This is a genomic window from Vibrio sp. F13 (assembly GCF_020806305.2).
Lineage (GTDB): Bacteria > Pseudomonadota > Gammaproteobacteria > Enterobacterales > Vibrionaceae > Vibrio > Vibrio crassostreae_C.
This window is the reverse complement of sequence record NZ_CP170176.1, coordinates 1,552,557-1,577,137: the sequence shown is the minus strand read 5'-3', so window position 1 is coordinate 1,577,137 and position 24,581 is coordinate 1,552,557. Positions and strand designations below refer to the sequence as shown.

Below are 24,581 nucleotides of genomic sequence, written 5' to 3'. Positions count from 1 at the left end.
GGTTACTTCTAGGTTTGGCCACTTCTAGATTTACGGTTACTTCTGAGGTTTGTTATGTTCGATTACGCTAATCGCGATAGCCAAAAACAGGATATCTTTCACTAGGAAGAAGTTAGTGACTAAGATGCCATCCGATACTTTCCAAGCGTTTGGCGTTGTAACCAGGAAGCTAAGTGTCACAACAAAGATAGCCGATGCAGCAATGCCTGAGTAGAAAGCTACTGTCGGCTTCTTAAATCCAACGATCAATCCAATCGCGACGATGATCTCCGCGCCACCCACCATGTTAGACACAGCTTGTACTGAGAACAGATTGTAAAACCAGTTCATTGCAGGATGGTTTGCGATTAAAGGCTCGATAAGCATTGCTTCGGTTGGCGTAAACTTGTAAATACCAATCCAAGCTAACACCAACGCTACGCCAATCACGCCTAGGTTATATCCCACATTACTCTGTTTTAAATCATAGGTTTGAACATGCATAAAAGTACTCAATTTAATAAACTCCCTGAATATGACCGCAATAGCTCAGATTAAATTTCGCATTGAGAATAATAATTAATATATTTATCTAAAAACTTAATAGGTAGCGACTTATTGTCTCGATAGGAACTCAAAGGCTAGTGATGTTGAGAACCAAAGCAATGGGTAGGCGATAGTGCTGTTCAAAAGGTAACGCGAGCTTTCTAATTTTTGTTTTCAATATTCATGATTTGGATTAGATTACGCTGATGTTCACCCTAATTATAAGAAGAGTATAACCAGTGAAAATTCATAGAATTAACCCGACCAAACGTTGGTCTGATGTAACTGTTTTTAACGGTATTGCAAGCTTTGTGGAAGTGGCAGAGACGGATACAACAGCAGGAATTAAGAGTCAGGTTCAGCAAATCTTCGAACAAGCCGAAGAAATGATGAGTTTGGTAGACAGCGACAAATCTCGCGTATTGTCAGTGACTATTTATCTCACGGATTTCGCTAACTTTGATGCACTCAATGAAGTTTGGGAAGCGTGGTTCCCTGAAGGCTGCGCGCCAAGCCGTGCATGCGTGAAAGCAGAACTTGCTAATCCTGAGCTACTGGTTGAGATGTCGTTTATGGTTGCTGCGGGTGAAAAGTTTCAATAAGCCGAACTATCGATTGAAATAAGCTATCGTAGATAGAAGTAACGAACAGATAAAACAAAGCCACTCAGGTGAATCACTTGAGTGGCTTTTTAGTGTTCTACGCTACCCGAAACTAAATCGGGTCAGGTATTAAGCGATACCTTGATCTCTTGCCATCTGCTTCGCGATCTTCGGCGCGTGCCATAGACACGGGAGCAAGATAAACGATACCGGAACCGCTGTGATTACAATGAACGACTGTAGAGCGGAGATGCCGCCTGAACCCATCGAGATAAGTGTGATCGCTACCGCACCCATGATGATACCCCAGAAGGTACGTACCGCTGCGTTTGGCTCTGTCGTACCCGTCATTACCACACTGATTGTGTAAGTCATTGAGTCACCTGTTGTCACGATGAACGTGGTCGTCAGGATCAGGAACAGAATTGCAATCAAAGTCGGGAACGGCAGTTGAGCGGTAATGGCCAGTAGCACAGCAGGAAGGTTAAAGCCTTCGAATGCACTAGAGATCACACCTGGGTTCTCTAATTCAAACGCTAGACCACTACCACCAACGATGCTGAACCAGAAACACGTTACAAGCGGTGCAACGATGCTAATAGAAACGATCATTTGGCGAATAGTACGGCCACGTGAGATACGAGCAATGAAGATCGCCATCATTGGGCCATAACCTAAGAACCAACCCCAGAAGAACACAGTCCAGCCACCTAGCCATGCTGTATCTTGGCGGTATAGCGCCATTGGGATGAAGTTATCAACCATTTCGCCCATACCTTGCAGGTAGCCATCAACGATGAAGCTCGTTGGGCCAACAAGAAGGATGTAGCCGATTAGACACACAGACAAGATGATGTTGTAACGGCTTACCAGTTGGATACCTTTGTTCACGCCGCTCAAAGCAGAAAGCGTGTACATTGCGATAGCAAAGATAATAACAACACTTTGAGTTGCAAAGCTGTCTGAAATGCCAAACAGTTCGCTCAGTGCGTAGCTGATTTGTAGGCCAAGGAAGCCGATAGGGCCGATAGTACCTGCGGCTACAGCCACGATGCTGCATGCGTCGACAACGTTACCAACCCAACTGTTAATCGCTTTGTCGCCAAGTACTGGGTAAAGCAGAGTGCGAGGCTTAAGAGGAAGGCCTTTGTCGTAATGCAAGTGCATTAACACGATGGAAGACAAACCACCTAAGATTGCCCATGCAAGGAAACCCCAGTGCATGAAAGATTGTGATAGAGCATTGAACGCCATCGCTTGAGGATCTGCGTTGCCATACAGTGGCGGAGCTGAAACAAAGTGAGCGATAGGCTCTGCGGCTGCCCAGAACACACCACCGCCGGCTAGCAGCGTACATAGGACGATAGACATCCATTTAAAGGTGGTCATTTCAGGTAGGGCAAGCGTTCCTAAGCGAACGTGGCCGGTGCGACCTAGTGCAAGCACTAAACCGATAATGAAGTTGAGAAGTAGTAGGACTTGCCAGAAAGCACCGAACCACTTAGTTGAATAACTAAAGCCGATGTTTACAAGTTCGGACAACACGGAGGTGTTGGTGAAGGCTAGGATGACAAAGAGGGTTAAAAAACTGCCACTAAGCCAAAAGACTGGGTTTCCGAGTTCCAGTTTTTCACCCAAAGATTGAGCTTTATTGAAATCGATAGAAGTAGATTCTGCGTTGATGTTTTCGTTGGCGACTTGCGTCAAGTTGGACATTATTTCTTCGCTATATTTGGCTCTTTCGAGCCTATGTATTTCTCCCACACTTGCATTGGAAATGTGAGGTTCGTCAAAAAAAATCCGCGATACTACCACAATTGTTAAGAAAAAGTGGGCAAATTTAGAAAAGAAATCAGTTCTACGGCGAAATCAATCCCTTTTGGTTAGTTTTAAAACGAAATTTCAGAACGAACAAATAAAGCAGATATGAATAGAGTTTTGTAATTAAGGATACGAATTAGGCGATATTTTTTAGCGTACCGAAATAAATTTAATATTAGTTGTTCGTGCAAAATAAGTGTTGACTCATTGCATGCTATAAACAAATTAATGCGAGTCATTTTATAAATATCGAATATTTTAGGTGTTAAATTGGCACTGTTACCTACAGTTGTTTTGCGAAGAGATTTAAGTGATGAGAAATATGACACTTAAATTAAGCATCTTGAAACAATAACTTAAGGGACAGCTAACATGCACCTAAACCAAGGAAGAGTGGCCAAGAAGGTTTTTACACTCAGTACTCTCACCGCGTCATGCTTAATGGCGTTCAACAGCTACGCGGCTGTGGATTGTTCAACGTTAGAAGCGTGGGATTCCGCCACGGTGTACACCGGTGGTGATCAGGTTTCACATGACGGCAGCGCGTACTCAGCGAATTACTGGAATCAAAATAACAACCCGAGCCAATTTGAGGGTGACTATGCACAATGGAAAAAGATTGATGTGTGTAGTGGTGGCGGAGGTGGCGGTACGCCAAATGAAGTACCAACGGCTTCATTAACGGCACCCTCTGCTTCTGACGTGATTACTGAAGGCGATAATGTTGTATTGAGTGCAACAGCACTAGATTCTGATGGCAGTGTGGCTTCGGTTGAGTTCTTTGTTGATGGCGCATCTGTTGCGGTAGTCACAGCGGCACCTTTCGAAGCGACTTGGGCTGCAACGTCGGGTAATCATCAGGTTTCTGTTGTTGCAACGGATAATGAAGGCGCAGCAAGTGTTGCAAGTGCGGTTTCTGTTTCTGTTGATTCAGCACAACCAGGGAATGAAGCACCGACAGTTTCAGTTGCACTTTCAGTGACATCTGTTGATGTTGGTGGTGTAGTCACACTGACAGCAACGGCAGCAGATAGCGATGGCACGGTTGATAAGGTTGATTTCTACGTAGCGGGTGCTCTTGTGGGCACTGCTGCAACGAGCCCTTACACGTTAGATTACACAACAACTCAAGCGGGTTCTTTAGCGGTTTACGCGAAAGCAACAGACGACCAAGGTGCGACTGCAGATTCTGCGTTGGCATCTTTGACCGTGAACGGCGCTCCAACAGTGAGCACATGTCGCCCTGATGGCTTATATCAAACTCAAGGTGTCGATGTTCCTTACTGTACAATTTACGATGATGAAGGCCGTGAGAAAATGGGCGCAGACCATCCCCGTCGTGTCATTGGTTACTTCACAAGTTGGCGTGCAGGGGATGACCCACAAGCTGCTTACCTAGTAAATGATATTCCTTGGGAACAACTCACACACATTAACTACGCTTTCGTGAGCATCGGTTCAGATGGCAAAGTAAACGTCGGTGATGTAAACGATCCAAATAACGCAGCGGTTGGTAAAGAGTGGCCGGGTGTGGAAGTTGATCCGGCATTAGGCTTCAAAGGTCACTTCGGTGCATTAGCGACAGCGAAGAAAAAACACGGCGTGAAAACGTTAATCTCAATCGGTGGTTGGGCTGAAACAGGTGGTCACTTCGCGACTGATGGCAGCCGCGTGGCTGATGGTGGTTTCTACACCATGACGACCAATGCTGATGGTTCTATCAACCATCAAGGTATCGAAACATTCGCGACTTCAGCGGTCGAAATGCTGCGTAAGTACCAGTTCGATGGTCTAGATATCGATTACGAATACCCAACTTCTATGGCTGGCGCAGGTAACCCATACGACAAAGACTTCATGGAGCCGCGTCGTCAATACCTGTGGGCGTCGTACCAAGTGTTGATGAAAGTGCTACGTGAGAAGCTCGATGCGGCGTCTGCGCAAGATGGCAATCACTACATGTTAACGATCGCAGCGCCTTCTTCTGGTTACCTATTACGCGGTATGGAAACATTCGATGTAACCAAGTACCTCGATTACGTAAACATCATGTCTTACGACCTTCACGGTGCGTGGAACGATCACGTAGGTCATAACGCAGCCTTGTTTGATACGGGTAAAGATTCAGAGCTAGCGCAGTGGAACGTATACGACACGGCGGCTTACGGTGGTATTGGTTATCTGAACACGGATTGGGCTTACCATTACTTCCGTGGTTCTATGCCAGCAGGCCGTATTAACATCGGTGTGCCTTACTACACTCGTGGTTGGCAAGGCGTAACGGGTGGTGAGAATGGTCTTTGGGGCCGAGCAGCACTGCCAAACCAATCTGAATGTTCAGCGGGTACGGGTGAAGGCGAGAAAAACAACTGTGGCCATGGCGCTATTGGTATCGACAACATGTGGCACGATACCGATCCAAAAGGTAACGAAATGGGCGCGGGTTCTAACCCTATGTGGCACGCGAAGAACCTAGAGAAGGGTATTTGGGGCTCTTACGCTGAAGCTTACAAGCTTGATCCTGTGAATGATCCTTCAGATGTTCTAACGGGCACTTACACGAGAAACTACGACAGTGTGGCGGTTGCCCCTTGGTTGTGGAACGCAGAGAAGGGCGTATTCCTTTCAACAGAAGATAAACAGTCTATCGACGTGAAAGCGGACTACGTTATCGACAAAGAGATCGGCGGCATTATGTTCTGGGAACTAGCAGGGGATTATAACTGTTATGTTCTCGATGCGAATGGCAACCGAAGCTCTATCGATACGACTGAGCAAGCGTGTAACAGCGGTAACGGTGAGTTCCACATGGGTAACACCATGACGAAAGCTATCTACGATAAGTTTAAGTCTGCAACACCATATGGAAACAAAGTAGCGACGGGTGCTATTCCAACAGAAGCGCTAGATATCGCGGTATCGGTTGGTGGCTTCAAAGTCGGTGACCAAAACTACCCAATCAACCCTAAGATCACGTTCACGAACAACATAGGGCAAGCTCTTCCGGGTGGAACTGAGTTCCAATTCGATATCCCAGTATCTGCACCTGATAACGCGAAAGATCAATCGGGTGGTGGTTTGACCGTGATTGCTTCAGGTCATACTCGCGCGGATAACATCGGTGGACTAGATGGAACCATGCACCGAGTGGCGTTTACGTTGCCGACATGGGAAGAGCTTCCTGCTGGCGGTGTGTATGAGTTAGACATGGTGTATTACTTGCCAATTTCTGGCCCTGCTAACTACGCGGTGAATGTCGGTGGCGTTGATTACGCGTTTAGCTTCGAGCAGCCAGATCTACCATTAGGTGATATCAGTTCAGGTGGCGGTAACCCTGGCGATGGTGGCACCAATCCAGGTACATGTGATACGGCAGGTTTAGCGGTTTACCCAGACTTACCTCAGAAAGATTGGGCAGGTAACCCAAGCCATGCAAACACAGGAGACCAAGTGGTTCACAACGGTAGTGTTTACCAAGCAAACTGGTGGACAAGTTCTGAACCGGGTAGCGATGGTAGCTGGACTCAAGTTTGTTCTTAATTTAATGCTAAGCAAACTATTTATAGACAATAGAGTGTAGTAATAGGTAATAAACACAAATGCTTTTAAGTCTATTTATCAGGAATTAGTATCAATTAAGTAATCAATCTAGACGTAAAATCAAAAAGCCGAACTGAATCCAGTTCGGCGTTTTTGTTATAAGTCACAGATTACGTATAGAAACCCTTAAAAATATCGACACTCGTTCAGTAAAAAATAAAAACATGATATAAAACAGTCTGTATATAAGAGAAGTCACAGCGTTACCTGAAATTATAAATCTACGGGGTAATCTTGAAAGTCAGACGTAAATACATTCTTAATTTTTCAATTGCGCTCGCCGTCGTGTCGATGATTCTTTCTGCCTTTCAATTTAATCGAACTGAAAGGTCATTGTTGGAATCTAACCAACTGTTTTTTCGTACGATTGTGAACGCGAGTTACGATATTGTCGACACCACAGTTAATGAGGCGATAAAGACATATCTTAAAGGAATTACGGATACCGTTGCGTCTCATGTATGGCATACCACGGCAGAACAAGAAGTTGAACAGGTAAGCCAAATTGCCCGTGAATTGCATATTGGACAATCGGGTTATATCTATTTGATGTCACCCCAAGGCGTCCATCTCTACCATCCATTCTTGCAAGGTCAGAAGCGTGGGCATCTTACTCATATCCAAAAACAGCTCACTATTGACTCTGGCATGATCGAGTACTTTCACGCTAACCCTCATGAGATAAGCCGCAGAGCCAAAGTCGCTTATTCGATGAGGCTACCGAGTGGTAATACTTTGGTTGCGACGACCTATAAAGAAGAATTGATGTATTTGGTCGATCTTGAAGGTTTAAAAGATAAACTTAGAAAGTATGCGTTTGGTGATAGCGGATATGTGTACATTGTCGATCTGCAGGGTAACTTAGTGCTTCATCCAGATTATGAGCACAAATCATTGAAATCCTTAATAGGCTACTCGTCTGAACTGCTTATTGATCGAATCGCCACCAAACCAGAAGGTCAATTCAGTTACTCGATTTCCAGTGATAGTGGCACGACCAACAAAAAAATCTTCTATAAGTTTTACCCTTATCTTAATTGGGTCATTTCTGCAGGTATCTTAGAGCAAGAGCTTAATCGAAATCATAGCCTATTGTTTATTAGCTTGATGGCTTTGGTTGTAAGTTTGTTGAGCATTATTGTCGTGTTGGTGCTTTACCTGCGGCATCGTCATCTTAGAATCTTGGATGTGGCAAGCCTCGATTACCTTACTGGGCTTCCTAGTCGACGGAGTTTTATCGAACAGCTAAAACTGAAAATTACTCAAAGGTCGCCTTATCCGCTAACAAATGTCGGTGTCATTTTGCTGGATATTGACCATTTCAAGCGGGTGAACGATCAATATGGTCATGCTCAAGGCGATAGGGTTATCTGTGAGGTCGCAAAATCACTGAAGAGATTTGTTAACCGTCGTCGTTTGATTGCACGCTATGGCGGTGAAGAGTTTATTTTGGTGACGTTTGATTGTGATGAACATGAGTTATTCGAATTATCAGAGGCGTTACGGTTATGTGTTGAGCAACTTCAAGGCTTAGTGTCGCCAGTAACAATCAGCGCTGGTTGTTGCCATGCTCAAGCACTGACTGACATTGAAACCGCTATCGATAAAGCCGACAAAGCGCTTTATCAAGCAAAAGAGAGTGGACGTAACAACACTCAAGCGTATCGAGAGAACGAATATCACGTTGCTTACATGTGATCGGTTGAAAGCCTCATTGAATTGAAAAGTTTTGTTCACACAAATCGAGCTCTTGAGAACGACAAACACAAAAAAGCCCAAATAGATCGCTCTATTTGGGCTTTTTCAGAATTATTTGAAAGGCTAATCGTTAATTTAAGCTTTCGCTGCTTTCATCGCTTCCGTTTTTTTTTCCTTTTGCATTTTTGCAAGGAAGTAGATGTTTACACAAGCGATAAAGCCGTTGGTGGCTGCAACTGGCCATGCGTCAATCATGATGCCGTATGCTGTGAAGAGTGCACAGCCAATAAAGTTAAGGACACGCAGACGAACGATATCTTTCATTGTTAATGAAATTGCGACCATAATAGACGCAGCGTAACCTAAAATTTCAACCATATTGAATTCCATTGTTTGACCCTCTTAAATTTGCCGATACTTTGTCGGTACCAATTCTTCTCTTCATGAGATGATTGAGGAAGCTCCGTGCCTCGAATGGTCTGGTTTTGTTTAACGGGGAGAACTATACCAACTCTGTTTTTGTGATTAAACCCCCAAAACAGACAGAGGTGAAGGTTAGCGATTACGCAAACGTTTAATGACCTTTCTATTAACATAATTACTATTTATGTTGGAGGTTGAATTGATAGTTATTCTTATATAGGTAAGGAAGCCTCGAATGATAAAACGATCCATTTGTGCAACAAAAAGCATAAAAAAAGCAGCACTATTGGCTTTGATGGCTATTGGGCTGACCGCATGCTCTACGCAAGAAATACCACCCACACACAATTATGGTGTGGTCACTAGCGGTGACTTTGGTTTCATGAAACACGGCGTGATGACGTACTCCTGGCACCCTGAGTCAGAAAAGGTTTACCTTTCTCAAAAATACGATGAAACCGTGGTAACCGATTTAGTGCGTGATTCGATTCAAGAACAGCTCTCAAGTAAAGGTTATCAGTTAAAGCAGGATGGTGTCGGTGATGTTGTTGTAGGCTTTGGATTAGCGGAAGAATCGGAACTGAACGATGAGTCTATCTTCGATGCGATTAAGCTATTTACTGGTGTGCCATTTTACGATGGTGAAGGTAAAGTCGCGGAGAAAGGGTCGTTGTACATTGCGTTTTTCGTACCTAACTCAGAGGTCGTACAATGGCAAGCATTAGCACAGTCTGGCATCCAACCTGATTTAGAGCCAAGCGAGAGCAAACAGCGTATTACTGGCTTTGTTGAAATGTTATTTAGACGCATGCCTGAGCGATAGCATTAGGCGTTGAATGCATTCGTGGAGTAAATATTAGTTGTGGAAAATATGGTCAGATCGCAGATTATACTTTTTTATTTGTAACGAATGGTACAAATACGTAAAGCAACGTAAAGTTCGCGCTTCTTTTGCTAGCATTTGTCTATACTGCTCAAAACGTTAACTTAGGTTTGATTCAATGAAACTGTTTTCCAAATACTCTCTCCCTCTATTAAGTATATTCATTGTAAGTAACGCCGCGATGGTAAGTAATGCAGCTATCGCAGCACCTTCTATAGTACCAAGCCCACCTAGCCTAGGCGCAAAAGGGTATGTGTTAATTGATTTTAATTCTGGTGATGTGCTGGTAGAAAAAAACGCACATACGAAGTTAAACCCAGCAAGCTTGACCAAACTGATGACCAGTTATGTGGCAGGTCAAGAGATGAAGCGAGGCAACATCTCTGCTGATGATCAGGTACGAATCAGTGAGAACGCGTGGGCGAAGAACTTCCCAGACTCTTCAAAAATGTTCATCGAAGTAAACACCGATGTAGCAATGATGGATCTTTATCGTGGCTTGATTATTCAATCCGGTAATGATGCTAGCGTTGCGATTGCAGAGCATGTTGCAGGCTCACAAGATGCATTCGTTGACCTGATGAACTCTTGGGCTACCTCTCTGAAGCTAGAAAACACCCATTTTGCCAATGCACATGGTTTGGATGCAGACGACCTCTATTCGACTCCTTACGATATCGCGTTACTCGGTCGTGCCATTATTCGTGATTTACCGGATGTGTATGGCTTATACAGCGAACGCTCTTTCAGTTACAACGGCATCACTCAACATAACCGTAATGGCTTGTTGCGTGATAGAAGCTTAACCGTTGATGGCATGAAAACGGGCTACACCTCTGGTGCTGGCTACAGTTTGGCGAGTTCAGCGACACAAGGTGAGATGAGACTTATCGCGGTTGTGATGGGCGCATCAAGCGTTAAGAGCCGTGAATCAGACAGCAAACAGCTGTTGAGCTACGGTTTCCGTTTCTTCGATACACTAAACCCGCATAAAGGCGGCGATCAAGTGGCTGAAGAGAAGGTATGGTTTGGTGAGCAAGACACATTGAAATTAGGTGTGGCAGAAGACACGTTCATTACGTTGCCTAAGTCAGACAGTAAAAAGCTGACTGCATCTATCGAGCTTAACTCTGAACTGAAAGCGCCAATTGCAGAAGGTCAAACTCTAGGTGTGGTTCATTACACCGTTGATGGCGAAGATGTTCAAACTCAGCCTTTGATCGCGCTTGAAGCGGTTGAACAGGGCGGTTTGTTCAAACGTTTAATAGACTACGTTAAGCTGTTCTTCGCGAGCCTGTTCTAAATAGAGCCTGTGGCGATAAGCCGCGCTGAAAAGTCGAAATATTATGGGTGTTGTGAGTGAATCACAGCGCCCTTTGTTATTTCTACATCAATGAAAACGCCGCGCCGCACTATCTTTATTAGCCGTAGCGGGCGGTTTCGATTACTATACGCAAAATTTAGCAGTGTAGTCACTTATGACGATAGATATAAAGAACGTAACCGAACCCGAAGTAACCTGTGCAAATTGTCAGGCATGCTGTTGTCGTTTAGAGGTTATGATCATCACAGATACGGGCGTACCTGAAGAGCACATCGCTTATGATGAATGGGGCGGTGAAACCATGAAGCGCTTAGACGACGGCTGGTGTTCTGCGGTAGATAGAGAAACACTGATGTGTACTATCTACGAAAACCGACCATGGATCTGTCGCGAGTTCGAAATGGGCTCTTTCGAATGTGTTGACCAGCGCAAAGATGTGATGGGCTAGGCGTCTGCAGTATTGAACTCAGTAACTAAAGTACGCTAATGAACTGTGATAATCACATTAAAATTAAATATCAGGGTTCTATACCTTAAGCAGTTGTAGAACCTTGATGCGTTTTATGAGATCAAATATTGAGTGAGATAAGAGTCTTAGCTCGATAAGTTAGAGTTTAGAACTCGGAAGGCACTTCAAACTCCATCCATTCACCGGTTGTCGGGTGAATCAACTTGAAGTAGCCAGCGTGCAGGTGTAAGCGCTCGCGTTTGTATCCGTATAAGTCGTCACCACGAATAGGTACAGCAAGCCCTAATGGATGAGCACAGTGCACTCGCAGCTGGTGGGTTCGCCCTGTTTTAGGGTACAATTGAACCTTGGTTTTGCCATTGTGAGTGCTAACCACTTGCCAATGGGTCTCTGCATTTCGGCCGTGTTGGTGACAAACCAGTTGTCTTGGTCTGTCCGTGATGTCGCCGCGCAAAGGAAGGCTGATATTGCCAGATTCGCCCGTTATCTCGCCATCTAACAAAGCGGTGTAGCGTTTCTCTACGGTTCTATTAATGAACTGCTTCTGAATATGCTTGTTTGATTCCGCCGTGAGCGCCAAGATCAACAAACCTGACGTCGACATATCCAACCTATGGATAATCAAAGGACCAGTCGCATCCGGGTAACGCGCTTTTATGCGGGTATAAACTGAATCTTCGATGAACTTACCGGGAACCGACAAGAACTCTTCAGGCTTATTGACGACTACGATTTCATCGTCTTCATAAACAATATTAAAAGACTTACCAACCGCAGGGTTCACGATAAGCGGGTTATCTTCTAGCTCTATGCCACTTAACTGGTGTTCGAGGATCTCAAAGCTTTTACTCTGACAAACAGGGTAGAGGTTTGCGTGTTGTCGAATGATGTCTGTAGGCGGTAATCCCCACCAAAACTCAGATAATGCTAACGGCTTGAACCCGTGTTCAAAGGCGAAGTTAAGCAGCTTTGGTAGGCAGCAGTCACCAGAGCCTTCAAGCGCGTCTTTACCATCGAGCAACTCGAGTAAATTCTTAGATTGCTTGGCTTGATTGATAAAGCGATAGTGAGAGAGGCGTTGAGTTTCCAACTGTTGTGAAACTGCTTGGTGATCTTGCTTACGGTTTTTCAGTTCGCTTTCAATCAAATCAATTTGTGATTGGCGCTCTGCGATCTTCTGTTTCCACTCAATACGAAGTGCTTTTAGGTCACGTTTCTCTTGGCTACTTTGATTGCCCAGTTGTTTGAGCAAATTCGCCGCTGACTCTAGATTCCCTAATGCTTTTTCTTGATTGGCTTGTTCTCTGAGTTCGTTACGCTGAGCTTTGTTTGCGGCCATTGCTAACTGAAAGGCTTCGATAGCTTTTGCTGATTCGATTTTTAACCCTTCAAGCTCGGCCAATAATGTGTCTAGATTGTGCGACTGTTGCAGCTTTTCAATGTCGTCCGAGAGCTGCAATTGGCGAGCAAGGTTCGCACTGTTTTGAGATTGAAACTGTTTTGAATCGAAGGCTGGTGGAACAAAGTGAATGTTGTTTAACTGAGAGACCAAAGCCGGATCTAACTGTAAGCCTGAAAACGCAGAAAGGTAACCTAACCCTTGTGTGGTTGGATTCTGAACAAGAAGCACAGCGTAGAGATTACCTTGCGAGGTTTCATTCACACCACAGTCGACAAGTGATTGCTGAAGCTGCAGCATAGCGAATTCACACACAGGGTGCGGGGTATAGTAATACGGAAACGTAAAACGAGTCGGTAGCGCTAAATCGACATTCGTGTTTGCTAGGTGCAGAGGTGTGTATTGAGCGAGGTTTGTTGGCATTAAGATCAAACTCTATGGCTGTTCAGTTAGAGTTCGGTATTGTTGTCGAAATGAAGGCAAATGAGAAGCCAAAGCGAAAGATAAATCGACTTTGGCTTCATTTAGTTGCTTGTGCTTATCCTAAGCGCGCAGAGCTTGATTGAAACTCGATCAGTTCGAGTGTTCTAGCTCTAGTTGCTCGGCTTTTTGGTAAGCAGGGTGGCTCGTTAAAAGATCACCGTATTTAGCAATGTTAGGGTAGAGCGCAGTGGCACCGAAGTTACCCACGATTTCTACGATGAACGACATCATGAAATCGGCACCCGTCAGAGTATCAGCAACAAGGTAAGTTTTACCTTCAAGTGCTTCGTTGACAAAGGTTAGGACCTTTTGGTTTTCATCATCAGCGTAGCCGCCAAGGAAATTTGTCTCGCAACCGTCTTTCATCACAAAGATTTTAAGTAGCATTGGCAGGATACCAGAGCTTTCAGCGAAGTGAAGCCACTGTAAGTATTCCACGTAGTCAGCGGTGCCGCGCACTGGTGCGAACTTACCTTGACCGTATTTATCGATTAGGTACTCGGTGATAGCACCAGATTCGCTGATCACAACACCATCGTCTTCAATAACCGGAGATTTACCAAGAGGGTGAACAGTCTTCAATTCTGGTGGTGCTAGAAACGTTACACTGTCTCGTTGGTATGGTTTGATTTGATAATCAACACCAAGCTCTTCCAGTAGCCAGATGATTCGTTTTGAGCGAGATTTGTTTAGGTGATGCAAAGTAATCATGATTTTACCTAGTTAACTGGTTCAGTTTTTAAATTTATTTAGCTTCGTTTGTTTTGATAACAAGCTTACCGAAGTTTAGGCCTTCCAATAGACCCATGAATGCTTGTGGCGCTTCGTCTAGGCCTTCAACTAGGTGCTCACGGTAATGCATCTTGCCTTGAGACAACCATTCTGTCATTTGAACAGCAAATTCGTTGTAACGGTGTGCGTAGTCATCAAAGATGATGAAACCTTGCATCTTAATTCTTTTAACAAGCAGCATACCCATCAGGCTAGACATACGATCTGGTCCTTCAGGCAGTGAAGTCGCATTGTATTGAGAGATAAGGCCACACACAGGAATACGAGCACCTGTGTTAAGCAGAGGCATTACTGCATCGAATACCTTGCCGCCAACGTTTTCAAAGTAAACGTCGATGCCGTTGTCACACGCTTTAGCCAATTGCTCCGCGAAGTCGTCAGCTTTGTGGTCGATGCATTCATCAAAGCCGAGAATCTCTTTCGCGTACTGACACTTCTCTTGACCGCCTGCAACGCCGATAACACGACAGCCTTTTAGTTTGCCGATTTGTCCAACGGTTGCGCCTACAGCACCTGTTGCTGCTGCAACGACTAGCGTGTCGCCTTCTTTAGGTTGGCCGATATCAAGCAAGCCCATGTAAGCGGTAAAACCAGGCATACCCATGATGCCAAGCGCGTAAGAAGGGTGCGTTGGTTCTTTGCCGAGTTTGATTAGGCCTTCACCGTTAGACACACCAAGATCTTGCCAACCTGTGTAAGCCAGTACCCATTCGCCAACTTCGTAATCAGCGTGGTTTGATTCTTCAACCTGACATACGGTTGCGCCAACCATCACCTCATCAATCTCGACAGGGTCTGCGTAAGATTTAGCATCGCTCATACGACCACGCATGTAGGGGTCTAGAGAAAGGTAAACTGAGCGAAGTAACATCTCGCCGTCTTTGATGCTTGGCGCAGCTATTGTCTCTAAACGGAAGTTGTCTTGAGTCGGTGCGCCAACTGGGCGAGAAGCCAATACGATTCGGCGATTGTCTTGTTGAGTCATTGGATGTCCTTAATTGTGTATTTTATACATTTAGAATTAGACCAGTCGTCTAGTCTTGTTGTCTAAAAATCCCGCCGTCATCAAATTGATAAGAGGGCGGGTGATTTTTTTAAGTTAAAGCCAATAAAGCGCGCTGCGCGTTATTAGCTTTCACCTTTTAAAATTCGTTCGGTAAGGCTCAAAGCTGACTGTAAGCTATGTGAGCTTTGGCTCAGCTTGCTCAATAAGCTGGCGCCTAACCACATTGAGTATAGGTTCTGAGCTGCTTCTTGGCTCTCTTCAACCTTTATGGAGCCATCTTCAATACCGCCGACAATGCACTGTTCGATGGTATTCGTCACTTTTTCTGCACCCTTTAATAGCGCTTGGCGCATAGGATCAGAAAGATCAGAAACTTCCGCGCTGAGTTTAACGACCAAGCATTTATGAGCATTGCAGGTGCCGTTTTCAATCTGTGACCATCGAGTGAAATAACTGACAATTCTCTGGTAATGGTTGCCTTCACCATGAACCAAAATAGTTTCAACTCTGCTGATGTAGGTCTCAAAATAGTGCTGGATCAGAGCCTCGCCAAATTGCTCTTTCGATTTAAAGTAGTGGTAAAACGACCCTTTCGGCACGTCCGCTTCTTTAAGCAATTGCGATAAGCCAACGCCGTTAAAGCCGTTGTTCACTATTAATTGGTAGCCAACATCTAAAACATGCAGGCGTGTGTCATTCGTTTTTTCGTTCATGGGCGGTACTATAAGTTAAATTAGACCAGTCGTCTAGTGGTCGGTTTTCGAGGGTATATTTGGTCGTTGTTACAGTAGCTAAATAGCTAAATAGCTCAATATCTAAAGAGGCTTCAAATGTTCAGATATAAAAAAGCCCCGACATAGCGCGTATGTTGGGGCTTAAATCAGTAACTTCGATTATTTGATAGAGATGAGTTCTACATCAAAAATCAGAGTCGATGATGGTGGGATAGGGCCTGAACCGCCTTTACCGTAAGCTAGAGTGCTTGGAATAAATAGACGAACTTTTTGGCCTTCAACCATGTAAGTCAAACCTTCTTGCCAGCCTTTAATTACTTGCTTAAGAGCAAATGAGATTGGCTCGCCGCGCTCAACAGAGCTGTCGAAAACAGTGCCGTCGATTAGCGTACCGTGGTAGTGAACCGTTACTTTGCTGTTCTTAGTTGGGTGCTCTGTGCCTGTACCTTCTTCAAGAACAAGGTATTGAAGACCGCTTTCAGTCGTAATCACGCCTTCTTTAGTGCCGTTTTCAATTAGAAATTGTTGGCCTTGTTCGAAGTTTTCTCCGCCAGACTTATGATTCGTCCAAGTACGGTAAATCATGAAACCCGCCAAAAGAAAGACAATGACCGGGATGACAAATTTAGACATAGTAAAACCTATTTATATTGAGTGCTGAATTTCGTAGTTAATACAAAATGTGTTAATCAGTTGACTAAAGCCGTGATTATGGTTGAGTCAAAAGGTAGTTGATCGTTTTTGCAATGCCAGCAACGTCTTGGTGACCTGCTGTTAGTACTTGGTATTTACCGTTGATGATAAAGGTTGGTACTGAGTTGATCTGACCTTTTACTGAGATCTCTTCTGCTTGCTTAACGTAGTCGAAAAGAGCGACTTGCTGTTCTTTATTCAGCTGGTATGGGCTAACCAAACCACGAGAAGTAAACGCTGTCTCTAGTGCTTGTTGACGCTGCTCAGGTGTTGCATCTGCACCCATTTGAACGGCACCAAATAGGTCGTCCATGAATGCGTGGTCAGGCGTCGCATCAAGCTGCATCACTGCTGTGTAGTAGATCATTGCGCTGATTTGAGCGCTTTCGTTGAACGTCACGTGCATCTTGCCAATAGTTTGGTCTGTTAGAGATTCAATCTCTGGAATGGCACTTTCCATTTGACGGCAGTGACCACAGTTAAGAGAGAAGATTTCAGTGATCGGAGACAAGTTAAATTCTGTTAGAGCAGTAGGAAGCGCTTCGTATTGAACGCCTTTTTGTGGCTCGTCTGTTTCACTACAACCCGCGATAATGAGTACGGCAGCGAGTGCTGTGATGAATTTAGTAAATGGTTTAAACATAATGTTTGCTCTAGCGTTGAGAAGTCGTGAGATTCTAACTATTTAGTGCGAATTGGAAAACAATTATAAGGTAAATAAATGCAAACAGTTCGAACTAGCGGCTGAACACAAGCTAGTAGACGGTTAACTGTGATCAACAGCACTTTTTTGGGTTCTGCTTTCTTTTCGTCTAAAGTTTTTCCCTCGGTGCCGATATAGACATTAGTGAATGGTTTATCTGCATGAGTGGTTGGTGAAGTAATGAGATATTTAGCGATAATGTTAAGCATAGCTTTGGCTGGGTGTGAAGCCACGTCACCAACTGACTTACTTGGCGGTGACATGCTAGAGACTGCACCACAAACCGATTACGACTTGATGCATCCTGAATGGGGTGTGGTTCAAACGACTCATGTAGCAAGCAATCGTGGGTACTCTATCCAGAGTAGCACTCATCAACACAGAACCATCACGACCAACTACGGACGTGGCGTTTCGACTAACGACCCACTGGAAGTCTTTTTAAGACAAAACCGCATCGATTTTGAAGTGTTGCCGGGTAACCATGTGATGGTAAAGCTTGAGCAGCACGTGAACTTTAAAACAGGTTCAGCATTCCCTGAGCCAGCGTATAATCAATGGCTAGATACGCTAGGCAGCTACCTTGCTCAACGCCAAGATATTGATGTGGTGATTGAAGGGCACACCGATAACACGGGCACAGATCGAATCAATGATCCGCTTTCAGAGCAGCGAGCAAAAGAAGTGAAGGCTCGATTAGAGAGTAACTACGTATCAAGTCGTTCCATCTATACTCGTGGCTTCGGTGAGTATGTTCCAGCTTGTACGAACGCTTCTGCGCAAGGCAAGGCGTGTAACCGCCGTGTTGAATTGATGCTGATTGTCACGAAGTAGTCGTTTGAAATTTCGCGCCCAATTTGAAGCGATTAACGCCAAATAACAGATATAAAAAATCCCTCACATTCGAGGGATTTTTTGTATCTGACTTTTGTTGCTTTATTGCTTATGCAAACTGCTTTTCTAAGTAAGTCACGATATCGGAAGATTCGTACATCCACTCAGTTTTACCGTCTTTTTCGATACGTAGACAAGGCACTTTCACACGACCGCCGCCAGCTTCAAGCTCAGCACGGTGTTGCTCGTTGTTTTTTGCATCACGAAGTTCAAATTGAACCGACTGACGTTTCATCGCGCGGCGCACTTTCACACAAAATGGGCACGCTTCGAATTGGTATAACGTGTGCGTTTTTGCTTGCTCATTTACTTTGCTTTGTTCTTCTTGAGAACGCTTCACACCACGTGGGCTGAAAACAAAATTCAATAACAAGATGACACGACCTAAGAACCAACGGATAAACTTCATAACTCTCTCTACATATTTAAAATTAGCGTTACAATTTGCAGCATTATATACACAAGTTTTGTCAGATGCTCGCAACAAACCGCTAATATCTATTTTGTCCGTTCGATCGTATGAGACTTAGCCACATTTAGCCCTAAACGCTTAGACAGTCGAGTCAGATTTGCTCGGTCTGTTTTCAGAACTCGCCCTGCTTGTGCCCAGTTAAAGTTGGCATCTTCCAACACCTCAGTAATGATACTGCGTTGAAAATCGTCCGTTGCACCACGTAGCCCTGCAGAAAGGTCGATCGTTGGTGTCGATAATGGTGTGTTTTTCACCTGAGTCGTCGCAATTGGCTGATCTTGGTCTAGAGGACCACAATCTTCCTTGGTGATTGTCACCAGGTTTTTATTGGTGCTGCGCGCTAACGCTTTCAATGCGGAACGACTGATCACATGCTCAAGTTCACGCACGTTACCCGGCCAACCATAACGGTTTAGGAAAGAAAGAACGTCGGAGCGGAACTTAACTTGGTTGATACCAAGCTTACGACGCGCTTGTTCTAAGAAGAAACCCGCTAATAGGCTGATGTCGTCACCACGATCTTTCAGTGCTGGCACCGCGATAGGATACACACTCAATCGGTGGTACAAATCGGCTCTGAATCGACCGTCTTCAACTTCTTGTTTTAGATCTCGGTTTGTCGCTGCCAATACTCGCACATCAATGGTTTGAATGTTGTCTTGGCCAACCGGTTGGATTTCGTTGTTTTGCAGCGCACGTAGGAGCTTACTTTGAGCGGCCAAAGGCAATTCACCAATCTCATCAAGGAACAGTGTGCCACCATCGGCTAAAGCAAATTTACCTAAGCGGTTTTTGTCTGCGCCAGTGAACGCGCCACGAACGTGACCAAACAGTTCACTCTCTACTAAGTTTTCAGAAATTGCAGCACAGTTTACGTAGACGAGTGGGTTACGTTTACGTTGAGATTGGTGGTGCAGGGTGCGAGCCACAAGCTCTTTACCAACCCCGGTGTCACCATGAATCAAGATATTAAACTCAGATGGAGCTACAACAGCGATGTCGTTCTTAAGCGCGACCATGGTGTCACTGTTACCAATCAACTCACCGCCGTCACGTTCCCACGCTTCTACGTTCAATTCTTCGAGTAATTGCTTTGACTGTTTTGCTTGATGCTCAAGTTGCGAGAAGGTCAGTGCCATCTGCATGGTTGAGGCTGCAATAGCTGCCAGTACTTCAAGGTTACGCGCCGGAATATTCGCGAAGACATCAGGTTTCAAGCTGTCTAGAGTCAGAATACCTAAGAGCTTATCGCCAAATAGCAAAGGCAAGCCCATACAAGCATGCATTGGTAAATCGCCATCATGGTCAATAAGCAAACCATCGAAAGGATCGGGTAAGGAGCTGTCAGCATCGAAACGAACAGGAGACCGAGACGCGCAGATCTCTTCAAACCGTGGGTGTTCTGAAATGATAAAGCGACGACCGAACGTATCTCGGCTGAGCCCTTGCATTGCGATAGGTACTAGCGTGTCGCCTTGAAGGCTTAAAAGCGCGACACAATCACACGTTATGGTTTTGCGAATGGCATCGATCAGGCGATTGAAACGATCTTGATCGTTGACACCACTTGCGAGGCCAATGGTCATTTCCATGAGGGTAGATGCGGAGATATCTTGCATAAAAAACTCTAACTGTGTGTGTTTATCTACATAATAGAGTCTTATTGACTTAAAAAAAAGGTCTTTTTGACATTTTTATAAGATGAGTTTTGAGAAGAAAACCAGTAATGACGGGGATTGATAAAGTTGGCACTGATTGTGCTGAAGATACAGAGAAGCCCAATTATAGCGCTGATTAAACAGACTATTCTTGATCTCAATCAATCAGGTTGCATTAATCAGGTTTCGCGATTTTTTGAAATGAAAACGAGTCAAAATAACTCAGTTTCTAAAAATAACTAAGGTTTCAGAAAATCGATAAGTCATTCTTAATTTTTAGTAGTCAAAATGACATATAGGTCATAAGGCTCAGTGTTCGGAGTAAATTCATGCTTAACAATGCACATATCGAAATCATCAAATCTACTATTCCTCTACTTGAGAGCGCAGGCCCAGCTTTAACTCAGCATTTTTATCAACGTATGTTCACGCATAACCCTGAGTTGAAAGATATCTTCAATATGACTCACCAAAGAACAGGTCGCCAAGGCGTAGCACTGTTTGAAGCTATCGCGGCATATGCAAAGAACATTGAAAATCTAGCAGCGTTAACAACTGCCGTTGAACGTATTGCTCAGAAACACACAAGCTTTAACATTCAACCAGAGCACTACCAAATTGTTGGTTTGCACCTGATTGAGACATTACGTGAACTAGCTGCTGACGCCTTTACTCCAGAAGTGGAAGAAGCATGGACAGCCGCTTACCTATTCTTGGCGCAAGTATTCATCGATCGTGAAGCTGAACTTTACCTACAGCGTAAGCAAGCTGTTGGTGGTTGGGAAGCAGCGCGTGCGTTTGTGATTGCAGACAAAATCGAAGAGTCAGCGCTAGTAACAAGTTTTATCCTTCAGCCAAAAGACGGCGGTGAAGTTCTGGATTACACACCAGGTCAATACATCGGTATCGAAGTGAAACCAGAAGGCTCTCAATACAGCGAGATTCGTCAATACTCACTGTCTGATAAGCCAAACGGCAAGCAATACCGTATTTCTGTTAAACGTGAAGGACAAGGCCAAGAGACACAAGGCGTTGTATCTAACCACCTACACGATACGGTTGCTGTTGGTGATGAGGTTAGCCTATACGCACCAGCGGGTGACTTCATGTATCAAGAGCGCAGCAAGCCAGTAACACTTATCTCTGCAGGTGTTGGTGTAACGCCAATGCAGTCTATGCTTGAGTTCCTAAACACGGAAGATAAAAACGAGCCAGTACTTTACCTTCACGCTTGTGAGAACGTAGGCCAACACTCTTTCACGACTCGTGTTAAAGATATTGTTGCCGACAAAGGTTGGGAAGCGAAAACGTGGTACATGAACAAAGATGAATCTGCATGTGAAAACACGCATCAAGGTCAAATGGATCTAGCGTCTATCTCTGATACTAAAGGCTTTGAAGAGAGCGATTTCTACATCTGTGGTCCTGTTGGTTTCATGAAGAACATCGTAGAGCAGCTAGATGCAATGAAAGTTGACCGTTCACGCGTTCACTACGAAGTATTCGGCCCTCACGCTAACTTCTAATAGGTCTCGGCATTTCTAGTAACACTCGCCTGAACTATTAATACCTTGCCTATTCAAAGGCCTCACAGTGTGAGGCCTTTTTGGGTTTGGTTGGTTTTGTCTGACATCATCGACTACTGCAGAACACGATGGTTCAGCTAAGATCTTTTCGCTTCTATCTAAGAACGTTTCATCTTCTTGGACATGTAGTCGGAATCGAAAAACTCAGGCCAGTACATTTTTACGTAACCACCGGCAACCCAAATCACTAGAATGGTGGCGATGGTTAGCTCAAAGAAACCAAACTTGTGTAGCCAATACCATTGTGGGTATTCCGCGCCGAAAAATGTAGTTAGACGATGCATGGCAATAGCGCTGATCACAGATGGGAAGGTGACGGCAGCAATCGAAGGTTGGAACTTCAAACGCATTAGGCGGATGTAACACAAGTAAATCAACAAAGTCATGGTGATGGCAATGCCCGCCAATGCACCTGTTAGAATCGGGTCTGGGTTGTCGAAGTTAACCAAGTAAGCGGCTAAAGACAAGTTAACCGGAGCTGCCATGATAGCGAGTGTTGGTCTTGCTCGGCGAGGAAGATTGCCTTCGAACACCAAGCGGTATAACACCACTGGCAACATAAGGAAATAGATACCAATACAAGTGACCGCAAGTGTTTCTGAAAATACGGTGTGCCCGAACTGTGTGCCAGCTAAGGAACTGCTGATCAAACCGACCGGATACAGAAACCAACTCGGTACAATGTTCGACATTTTGAAGTTGATGATCTGAAAACTAAAGAACAACACCATCATGGTAAAGTGCAGCAATAGCGCGCAGAACCAAACTGGGTAGGCGATAGCTGGCGATATCTCGGCTAAATAGTCGCACAGAATCAGTAAAGCCATGCTCATTGGTGCCATCAAGCTTCCACTTAACGGGTGGCGAATGTCATTAAGGAAGGTATTAAAGCTCGTTAAATAGCGCAGTAAAACAGGCAGCAATAATAGCGCGCCGAATGCAGCGAGGTAGGGACGAATTATCTCACCAATGCCCGGGATATATAACGCCCAAGCTTGTCCTAACCCAATAACGCCAAGTGCTAAAGACGCCTGAGATGGCGGCACATTTTTTACTTGGGTTAATCTTCTCCAGTTCAACGACTTGCTCCGACTTAGTTAATTACAGAATATTGGACTATTTGCCTTAGTTAGAGTGTGTAGGTCTTCCATCAATAGATTTTGAGGGCACTCAACTAATTTTGAGTGGATGATACCAAGTTTAACGTTTGCTTTTTTGATTTTGATACGGAATCGGGAGATTAAGCACGTTGAATGTGTGCTTTTGTTTCATGAGTCATTTGTAATTAACGTACTTCCTCTTGTTGAGGGAGATCTTGTTGTCTTAGTTTTTCGTTTTTCAGCGTACGGTTAAGCAGTTGACTGTAAATTGGCTGCCCACCTAACATTTGAGCAATGATTACCGCACCTAAGCAGGTGATGATCAACGGCAGGATCAGGTAGTAGTTATTGGTCATTTCGATAACCAACAGTATGCCAGTGATAGGCGCTCGCACGGTGGCGGCAAATAATGCTCCCATGCCAGCAATTGCAAACATACCCGGTTCAATATTCAGTTCGGGAAAGAATGCCGCTGCGATAAGCCCGAACGCATAACCAAAGAGTGTTCCTAGCGCAAGCATTGGTGCAAAGATACCGCCTGGCGCACCAGAGCCGAAACAAAGCAGGGTAGTGAGGACTCGGCCTAAGAAAATCAACAACAACACATTGGCGCTGTAGCTGCCATTCGTGATGTTCGGGATGATACCAATACCACCACCAGTTAATTCAGGTATATAAAGGAGCAACAAGCCAAAGCAACCGCCAAGTAGGGTGCCTGTCATCAAGTAGCGTTTACGGTCATTCTTGTGGATCGCCACAAACAGGTCTTGGGAAAGCGTAATCAGTTTATTGAAAATCACACCAAACAGGCCGAACAACACACCTAATAATAAGAATAACCAAAGTGCGTCGAGTTCAGGCGGCTGGTACTGAGGCATTGTGATAACGGCAGATTGGCCATTGATAGAACGAAATACAATGTTGGCTGAAACTGCTGAGATGATGACAGCTTTGATTGATATGAGTGAGTAGCGAAACTGTGGTCTCATCTCCTCAACCACAAACATGATTCCTGCCAGTGGTGCGTTAAATGCGGCGGCTAAGCCACCAGCGGCACCTGAAGCCAACAGTGAGTGGCGAGTGTCATCGTCTTTGACTCGAAAGATATCAGTGACCATACGACCGATACTGCCGCCCATTTGAACGGTTGGCCCTTCACGGCCTAAAACCATACCAGAGCCTAACGCGCCCATGCCGCCAAAGAATTTTACGGGTAATACTCTCCACCATCGAACAGGGCGCATGCCGTCCATTGCACCTTCGATTTCAGGGATACCTGAACCGGCAGCTTCTGGAGCAAAACGGTGAACGAGAAAATAACCAATCAAGGCGAATGCCGCACTAATAAGGAAAGCAGCAAGCCACAGTGGTAAATGGCTACCGATTTCATCTTTCAGCCAATCGGTACGAGTTTCTGTGATGAAATGAACCGCAACTTCGAAATAGGTACCCACTACACCAGCAAGTACACCCACAATACAAGAAAGGAAGAGAACCGAAGCTGGGGTCTTATCTCTTGAGAGAAATTGATTAATAGCATCCCTTGGCATCTTGGCTAGTAAGGACTGCTTAATTTTCTCTCTTCTGGTCATAAAGATAAGTTTCCTGAATGAGTTAAGGCGGGGTTGCATTAAATTATACGCTTCCTCTGCATATCCTATAGCAACAAAGTTGAAAAGTTGAATTTCATTTATGGAATGTACGTGTTACATAAAT

At 44.7% G+C, this 24,581-nt stretch carries 21 protein-coding genes; 8 read left to right on the top strand and 13 right to left on the bottom strand.

Translation table 11 applies throughout. The features are described 5' to 3' along the window. Positions 1-36: 36 nt before the first annotated feature. The gene (locus tag LMH68_RS21860) at positions 37-483 is read right to left on the bottom strand and encodes a DUF417 family protein (RefSeq protein WP_229647863.1); all 447 of its coding nucleotides are present in this window, start codon (positions 481-483) and stop codon (positions 37-39) included. 281 nt (positions 484-764) lie between these two features. On the opposite strand from LMH68_RS21860, the gene LMH68_RS21855 reads away from it, so the two are divergent. Then, entirely contained in the window at positions 765-1,127 is a 363-nt protein-coding gene (locus tag LMH68_RS21855; protein ID WP_017062654.1) for a RidA family protein, read from the top strand. Between the two features lie 129 nt (positions 1,128-1,256). Here the strand turns inward: LMH68_RS21855 and LMH68_RS21850 are convergent, their stop codons facing one another. Then, positions 1,257-2,843 carry a BCCT family transporter gene (locus LMH68_RS21850; protein WP_017062653.1) on the bottom strand — a complete coding sequence of 529 codons (1,587 nt, stop codon included), beginning with the start codon at positions 2,841-2,843 and terminating at the stop codon, positions 1,257-1,259. Between the two features lie 477 nt (positions 2,844-3,320). Here LMH68_RS21850 and LMH68_RS21845 point away from each other — a divergent pair, with 477 nt between their 5' ends. Together LMH68_RS21845 and LMH68_RS21840 are read left to right on the top strand one after the other, a co-directional pair. Continuing rightward, entirely contained in the window at positions 3,321-6,488 is a 3,168-nt protein-coding gene (locus tag LMH68_RS21845; RefSeq protein WP_229647851.1) for a chitinase C-terminal domain-containing protein, read from the top strand. A gap of 294 nt (positions 6,489-6,782) precedes the next feature. Continuing rightward, positions 6,783-8,246, top strand: a complete 1,464-nt coding sequence (locus LMH68_RS21840) for a sensor domain-containing diguanylate cyclase (RefSeq protein WP_229647849.1) — start codon at positions 6,783-6,785, stop codon at positions 8,244-8,246. Positions 8,247-8,381: 135 nt separating this feature from the next. On the opposite strand, the gene LMH68_RS21835 is transcribed toward LMH68_RS21840, so the two are convergent. Continuing rightward, the gene (locus tag LMH68_RS21835) at positions 8,382-8,636 is read right to left on the bottom strand and encodes a YgjV family protein (protein ID WP_017068159.1); all 255 of its coding nucleotides are present in this window, start codon (positions 8,634-8,636) and stop codon (positions 8,382-8,384) included. Between the two features lie 268 nt (positions 8,637-8,904). Between LMH68_RS21835 and LMH68_RS21830 the strand changes: the two genes are divergently transcribed. From LMH68_RS21830 to LMH68_RS21820, 3 genes are all read left to right on the top strand, one after another. Continuing rightward, a complete protein-coding gene (locus LMH68_RS21830) occupies positions 8,905-9,492 on the top strand; it encodes a DUF4136 domain-containing protein (protein ID WP_102333490.1) in 588 nt (195 codons plus the stop codon). A gap of 178 nt (positions 9,493-9,670) precedes the next feature. Continuing rightward, complete coding sequence (locus LMH68_RS21825) at positions 9,671-10,855, top strand: D-alanyl-D-alanine carboxypeptidase family protein (protein WP_017064476.1); 1,185 nt, start codon at positions 9,671-9,673, stop codon at positions 10,853-10,855. Between the two features lie 175 nt (positions 10,856-11,030). Continuing rightward, complete coding sequence (locus LMH68_RS21820) at positions 11,031-11,324, top strand: YkgJ family cysteine cluster protein (protein ID WP_080582263.1); 294 nt, start codon at positions 11,031-11,033, stop codon at positions 11,322-11,324. A gap of 166 nt (positions 11,325-11,490) precedes the next feature. Here the strand turns inward: LMH68_RS21820 and LMH68_RS21815 are convergent, their stop codons facing one another. The 6 genes from LMH68_RS21815 to LMH68_RS21790 form a co-directional block, all read right to left on the bottom strand. Continuing rightward, positions 11,491-13,167 (bottom strand): RluA family pseudouridine synthase, encoded by a 1,677-nt coding sequence (locus LMH68_RS21815; RefSeq protein ID WP_229647848.1) that lies wholly within the window; start codon positions 13,165-13,167, stop codon positions 11,491-11,493. A gap of 150 nt (positions 13,168-13,317) precedes the next feature. Further along, positions 13,318-13,938, bottom strand: coding sequence for a glutathione S-transferase family protein (locus tag LMH68_RS21810; RefSeq protein ID WP_229647847.1), 621 nt, complete (start codon positions 13,936-13,938; stop codon positions 13,318-13,320). Positions 13,939-13,972: 34 nt separating this feature from the next. Continuing rightward, a complete protein-coding gene (locus LMH68_RS21805) occupies positions 13,973-15,004 on the bottom strand; it encodes an NADP-dependent oxidoreductase (protein WP_229647846.1) in 1,032 nt (343 codons plus the stop codon). Between the two features lie 143 nt (positions 15,005-15,147). Continuing rightward, a complete protein-coding gene (locus LMH68_RS21800; RefSeq protein WP_017062643.1) occupies positions 15,148-15,738 on the bottom strand; it encodes a TetR/AcrR family transcriptional regulator in 591 nt (196 codons plus the stop codon). Between the two features lie 180 nt (positions 15,739-15,918). Then, on the bottom strand, positions 15,919-16,392 hold the full coding sequence (locus LMH68_RS21795) for an FKBP-type peptidyl-prolyl cis-trans isomerase (RefSeq protein ID WP_017062642.1): 474 nt from the start codon (positions 16,390-16,392) through the stop codon (positions 15,919-15,921). 76 nt (positions 16,393-16,468) lie between these two features. Further along, positions 16,469-17,095: a thioredoxin domain-containing protein gene (locus tag LMH68_RS21790; protein ID WP_017062641.1), complete on the bottom strand. Its 627-nt coding sequence runs from the start codon at positions 17,093-17,095 to the stop codon at positions 16,469-16,471. A gap of 258 nt (positions 17,096-17,353) precedes the next feature. Here LMH68_RS21790 and LMH68_RS21785 point away from each other — a divergent pair, with 258 nt between their 5' ends. After that, positions 17,354-17,989: an OmpA family protein gene (locus tag LMH68_RS21785; protein ID WP_029235219.1), complete on the top strand. Its 636-nt coding sequence runs from the start codon at positions 17,354-17,356 to the stop codon at positions 17,987-17,989. A 109-nt stretch (positions 17,990-18,098) separates the two neighbouring features. Here LMH68_RS21785 and LMH68_RS21780 read toward each other — a convergent pair whose 3' ends face one another. Further along, the gene (locus LMH68_RS21780) at positions 18,099-18,458 is read right to left on the bottom strand and encodes a glutaredoxin family protein (RefSeq protein ID WP_017062638.1); all 360 of its coding nucleotides are present in this window, start codon (positions 18,456-18,458) and stop codon (positions 18,099-18,101) included. Between the two features lie 89 nt (positions 18,459-18,547). Then, complete coding sequence (gene norR, locus LMH68_RS21775; RefSeq protein WP_017062637.1) at positions 18,548-20,140, bottom strand: nitric oxide reductase transcriptional regulator NorR; 1,593 nt, start codon at positions 20,138-20,140, stop codon at positions 18,548-18,550. 368 nt (positions 20,141-20,508) lie between these two features. Here norR and hmpA point away from each other — a divergent pair, with 368 nt between their 5' ends. Further along, positions 20,509-21,705: an NO-inducible flavohemoprotein gene (gene hmpA, locus LMH68_RS21770; RefSeq protein ID WP_017062636.1), complete on the top strand. Its 1,197-nt coding sequence runs from the start codon at positions 20,509-20,511 to the stop codon at positions 21,703-21,705. Between the two features lie 158 nt (positions 21,706-21,863). On the opposite strand, the gene LMH68_RS21765 is transcribed toward hmpA, so the two are convergent. Beyond that, positions 21,864-22,811, bottom strand: a complete 948-nt coding sequence (locus tag LMH68_RS21765; RefSeq protein ID WP_017062635.1) for a TDT family transporter — start codon at positions 22,809-22,811, stop codon at positions 21,864-21,866. 239 nt (positions 22,812-23,050) lie between these two features. Continuing rightward, complete coding sequence (clcA, locus tag LMH68_RS21760; RefSeq protein WP_229647845.1) at positions 23,051-24,457, bottom strand: H(+)/Cl(-) exchange transporter ClcA; 1,407 nt, start codon at positions 24,455-24,457, stop codon at positions 23,051-23,053. Between the last annotated feature and the right edge of the window lie 124 nt (positions 24,458-24,581).

Excerpts from the sequence above, each read along its gene's own strand:
- LMH68_RS21850 (WP_017062653.1), bottom strand. The coding sequence starts at position 2,843 with ATGTCCAACTTGACGCAAGTCGCCAACGAAAACATCAACGCAGAATCT.
- LMH68_RS21815 (WP_229647848.1), bottom strand. The coding sequence starts at position 13,167 with ATGCCAACAAACCTCGCTCAATACACACCTCTGCACCTAGCAAACACG.
- LMH68_RS21810 (WP_229647847.1), bottom strand. The coding sequence starts at position 13,938 with ATGATTACTTTGCATCACCTAAACAAATCTCGCTCAAAACGAATCATC.
- LMH68_RS21780 (WP_017062638.1), bottom strand. The coding sequence starts at position 18,458 with ATGAAGTTTATCCGTTGGTTCTTAGGTCGTGTCATCTTGTTATTGAAT.
- LMH68_RS21845 (WP_229647851.1), top strand. The coding sequence starts at position 3,321 with ATGCACCTAAACCAAGGAAGAGTGGCCAAGAAGGTTTTTACACTCAGT.
- LMH68_RS21835 (WP_017068159.1), bottom strand. The coding sequence starts at position 8,636 with ATGGAATTCAATATGGTTGAAATTTTAGGTTACGCTGCGTCTATTATG.
- LMH68_RS21860 (WP_229647863.1), bottom strand. The coding sequence starts at position 483 with ATGCATGTTCAAACCTATGATTTAAAACAGAGTAATGTGGGATATAAC.
- LMH68_RS21805 (WP_229647846.1), bottom strand. The coding sequence starts at position 15,004 with ATGACTCAACAAGACAATCGCCGAATCGTATTGGCTTCTCGCCCAGTT.
- LMH68_RS21830 (WP_102333490.1), top strand. The coding sequence starts at position 8,905 with ATGATAAAACGATCCATTTGTGCAACAAAAAGCATAAAAAAAGCAGCA.
- LMH68_RS21785 (WP_029235219.1), top strand. The coding sequence starts at position 17,354 with ATGTTAAGCATAGCTTTGGCTGGGTGTGAAGCCACGTCACCAACTGAC.
- LMH68_RS21790 (WP_017062641.1), bottom strand. The coding sequence starts at position 17,095 with ATGTTTAAACCATTTACTAAATTCATCACAGCACTCGCTGCCGTACTC.
- LMH68_RS21800 (WP_017062643.1), bottom strand. The coding sequence starts at position 15,738 with ATGAACGAAAAAACGAATGACACACGCCTGCATGTTTTAGATGTTGGC.
- norR (WP_017062637.1), bottom strand. The coding sequence starts at position 20,140 with ATGCAAGATATCTCCGCATCTACCCTCATGGAAATGACCATTGGCCTC.
- LMH68_RS21820 (WP_080582263.1), top strand. The coding sequence starts at position 11,031 with ATGACGATAGATATAAAGAACGTAACCGAACCCGAAGTAACCTGTGCA.
- clcA (WP_229647845.1), bottom strand. The coding sequence starts at position 24,457 with ATGACCAGAAGAGAGAAAATTAAGCAGTCCTTACTAGCCAAGATGCCA.
- hmpA (WP_017062636.1), top strand. The coding sequence starts at position 20,509 with ATGCTTAACAATGCACATATCGAAATCATCAAATCTACTATTCCTCTA.
- LMH68_RS21825 (WP_017064476.1), top strand. The coding sequence starts at position 9,671 with ATGAAACTGTTTTCCAAATACTCTCTCCCTCTATTAAGTATATTCATT.
- LMH68_RS21795 (WP_017062642.1), bottom strand. The coding sequence starts at position 16,392 with ATGTCTAAATTTGTCATCCCGGTCATTGTCTTTCTTTTGGCGGGTTTC.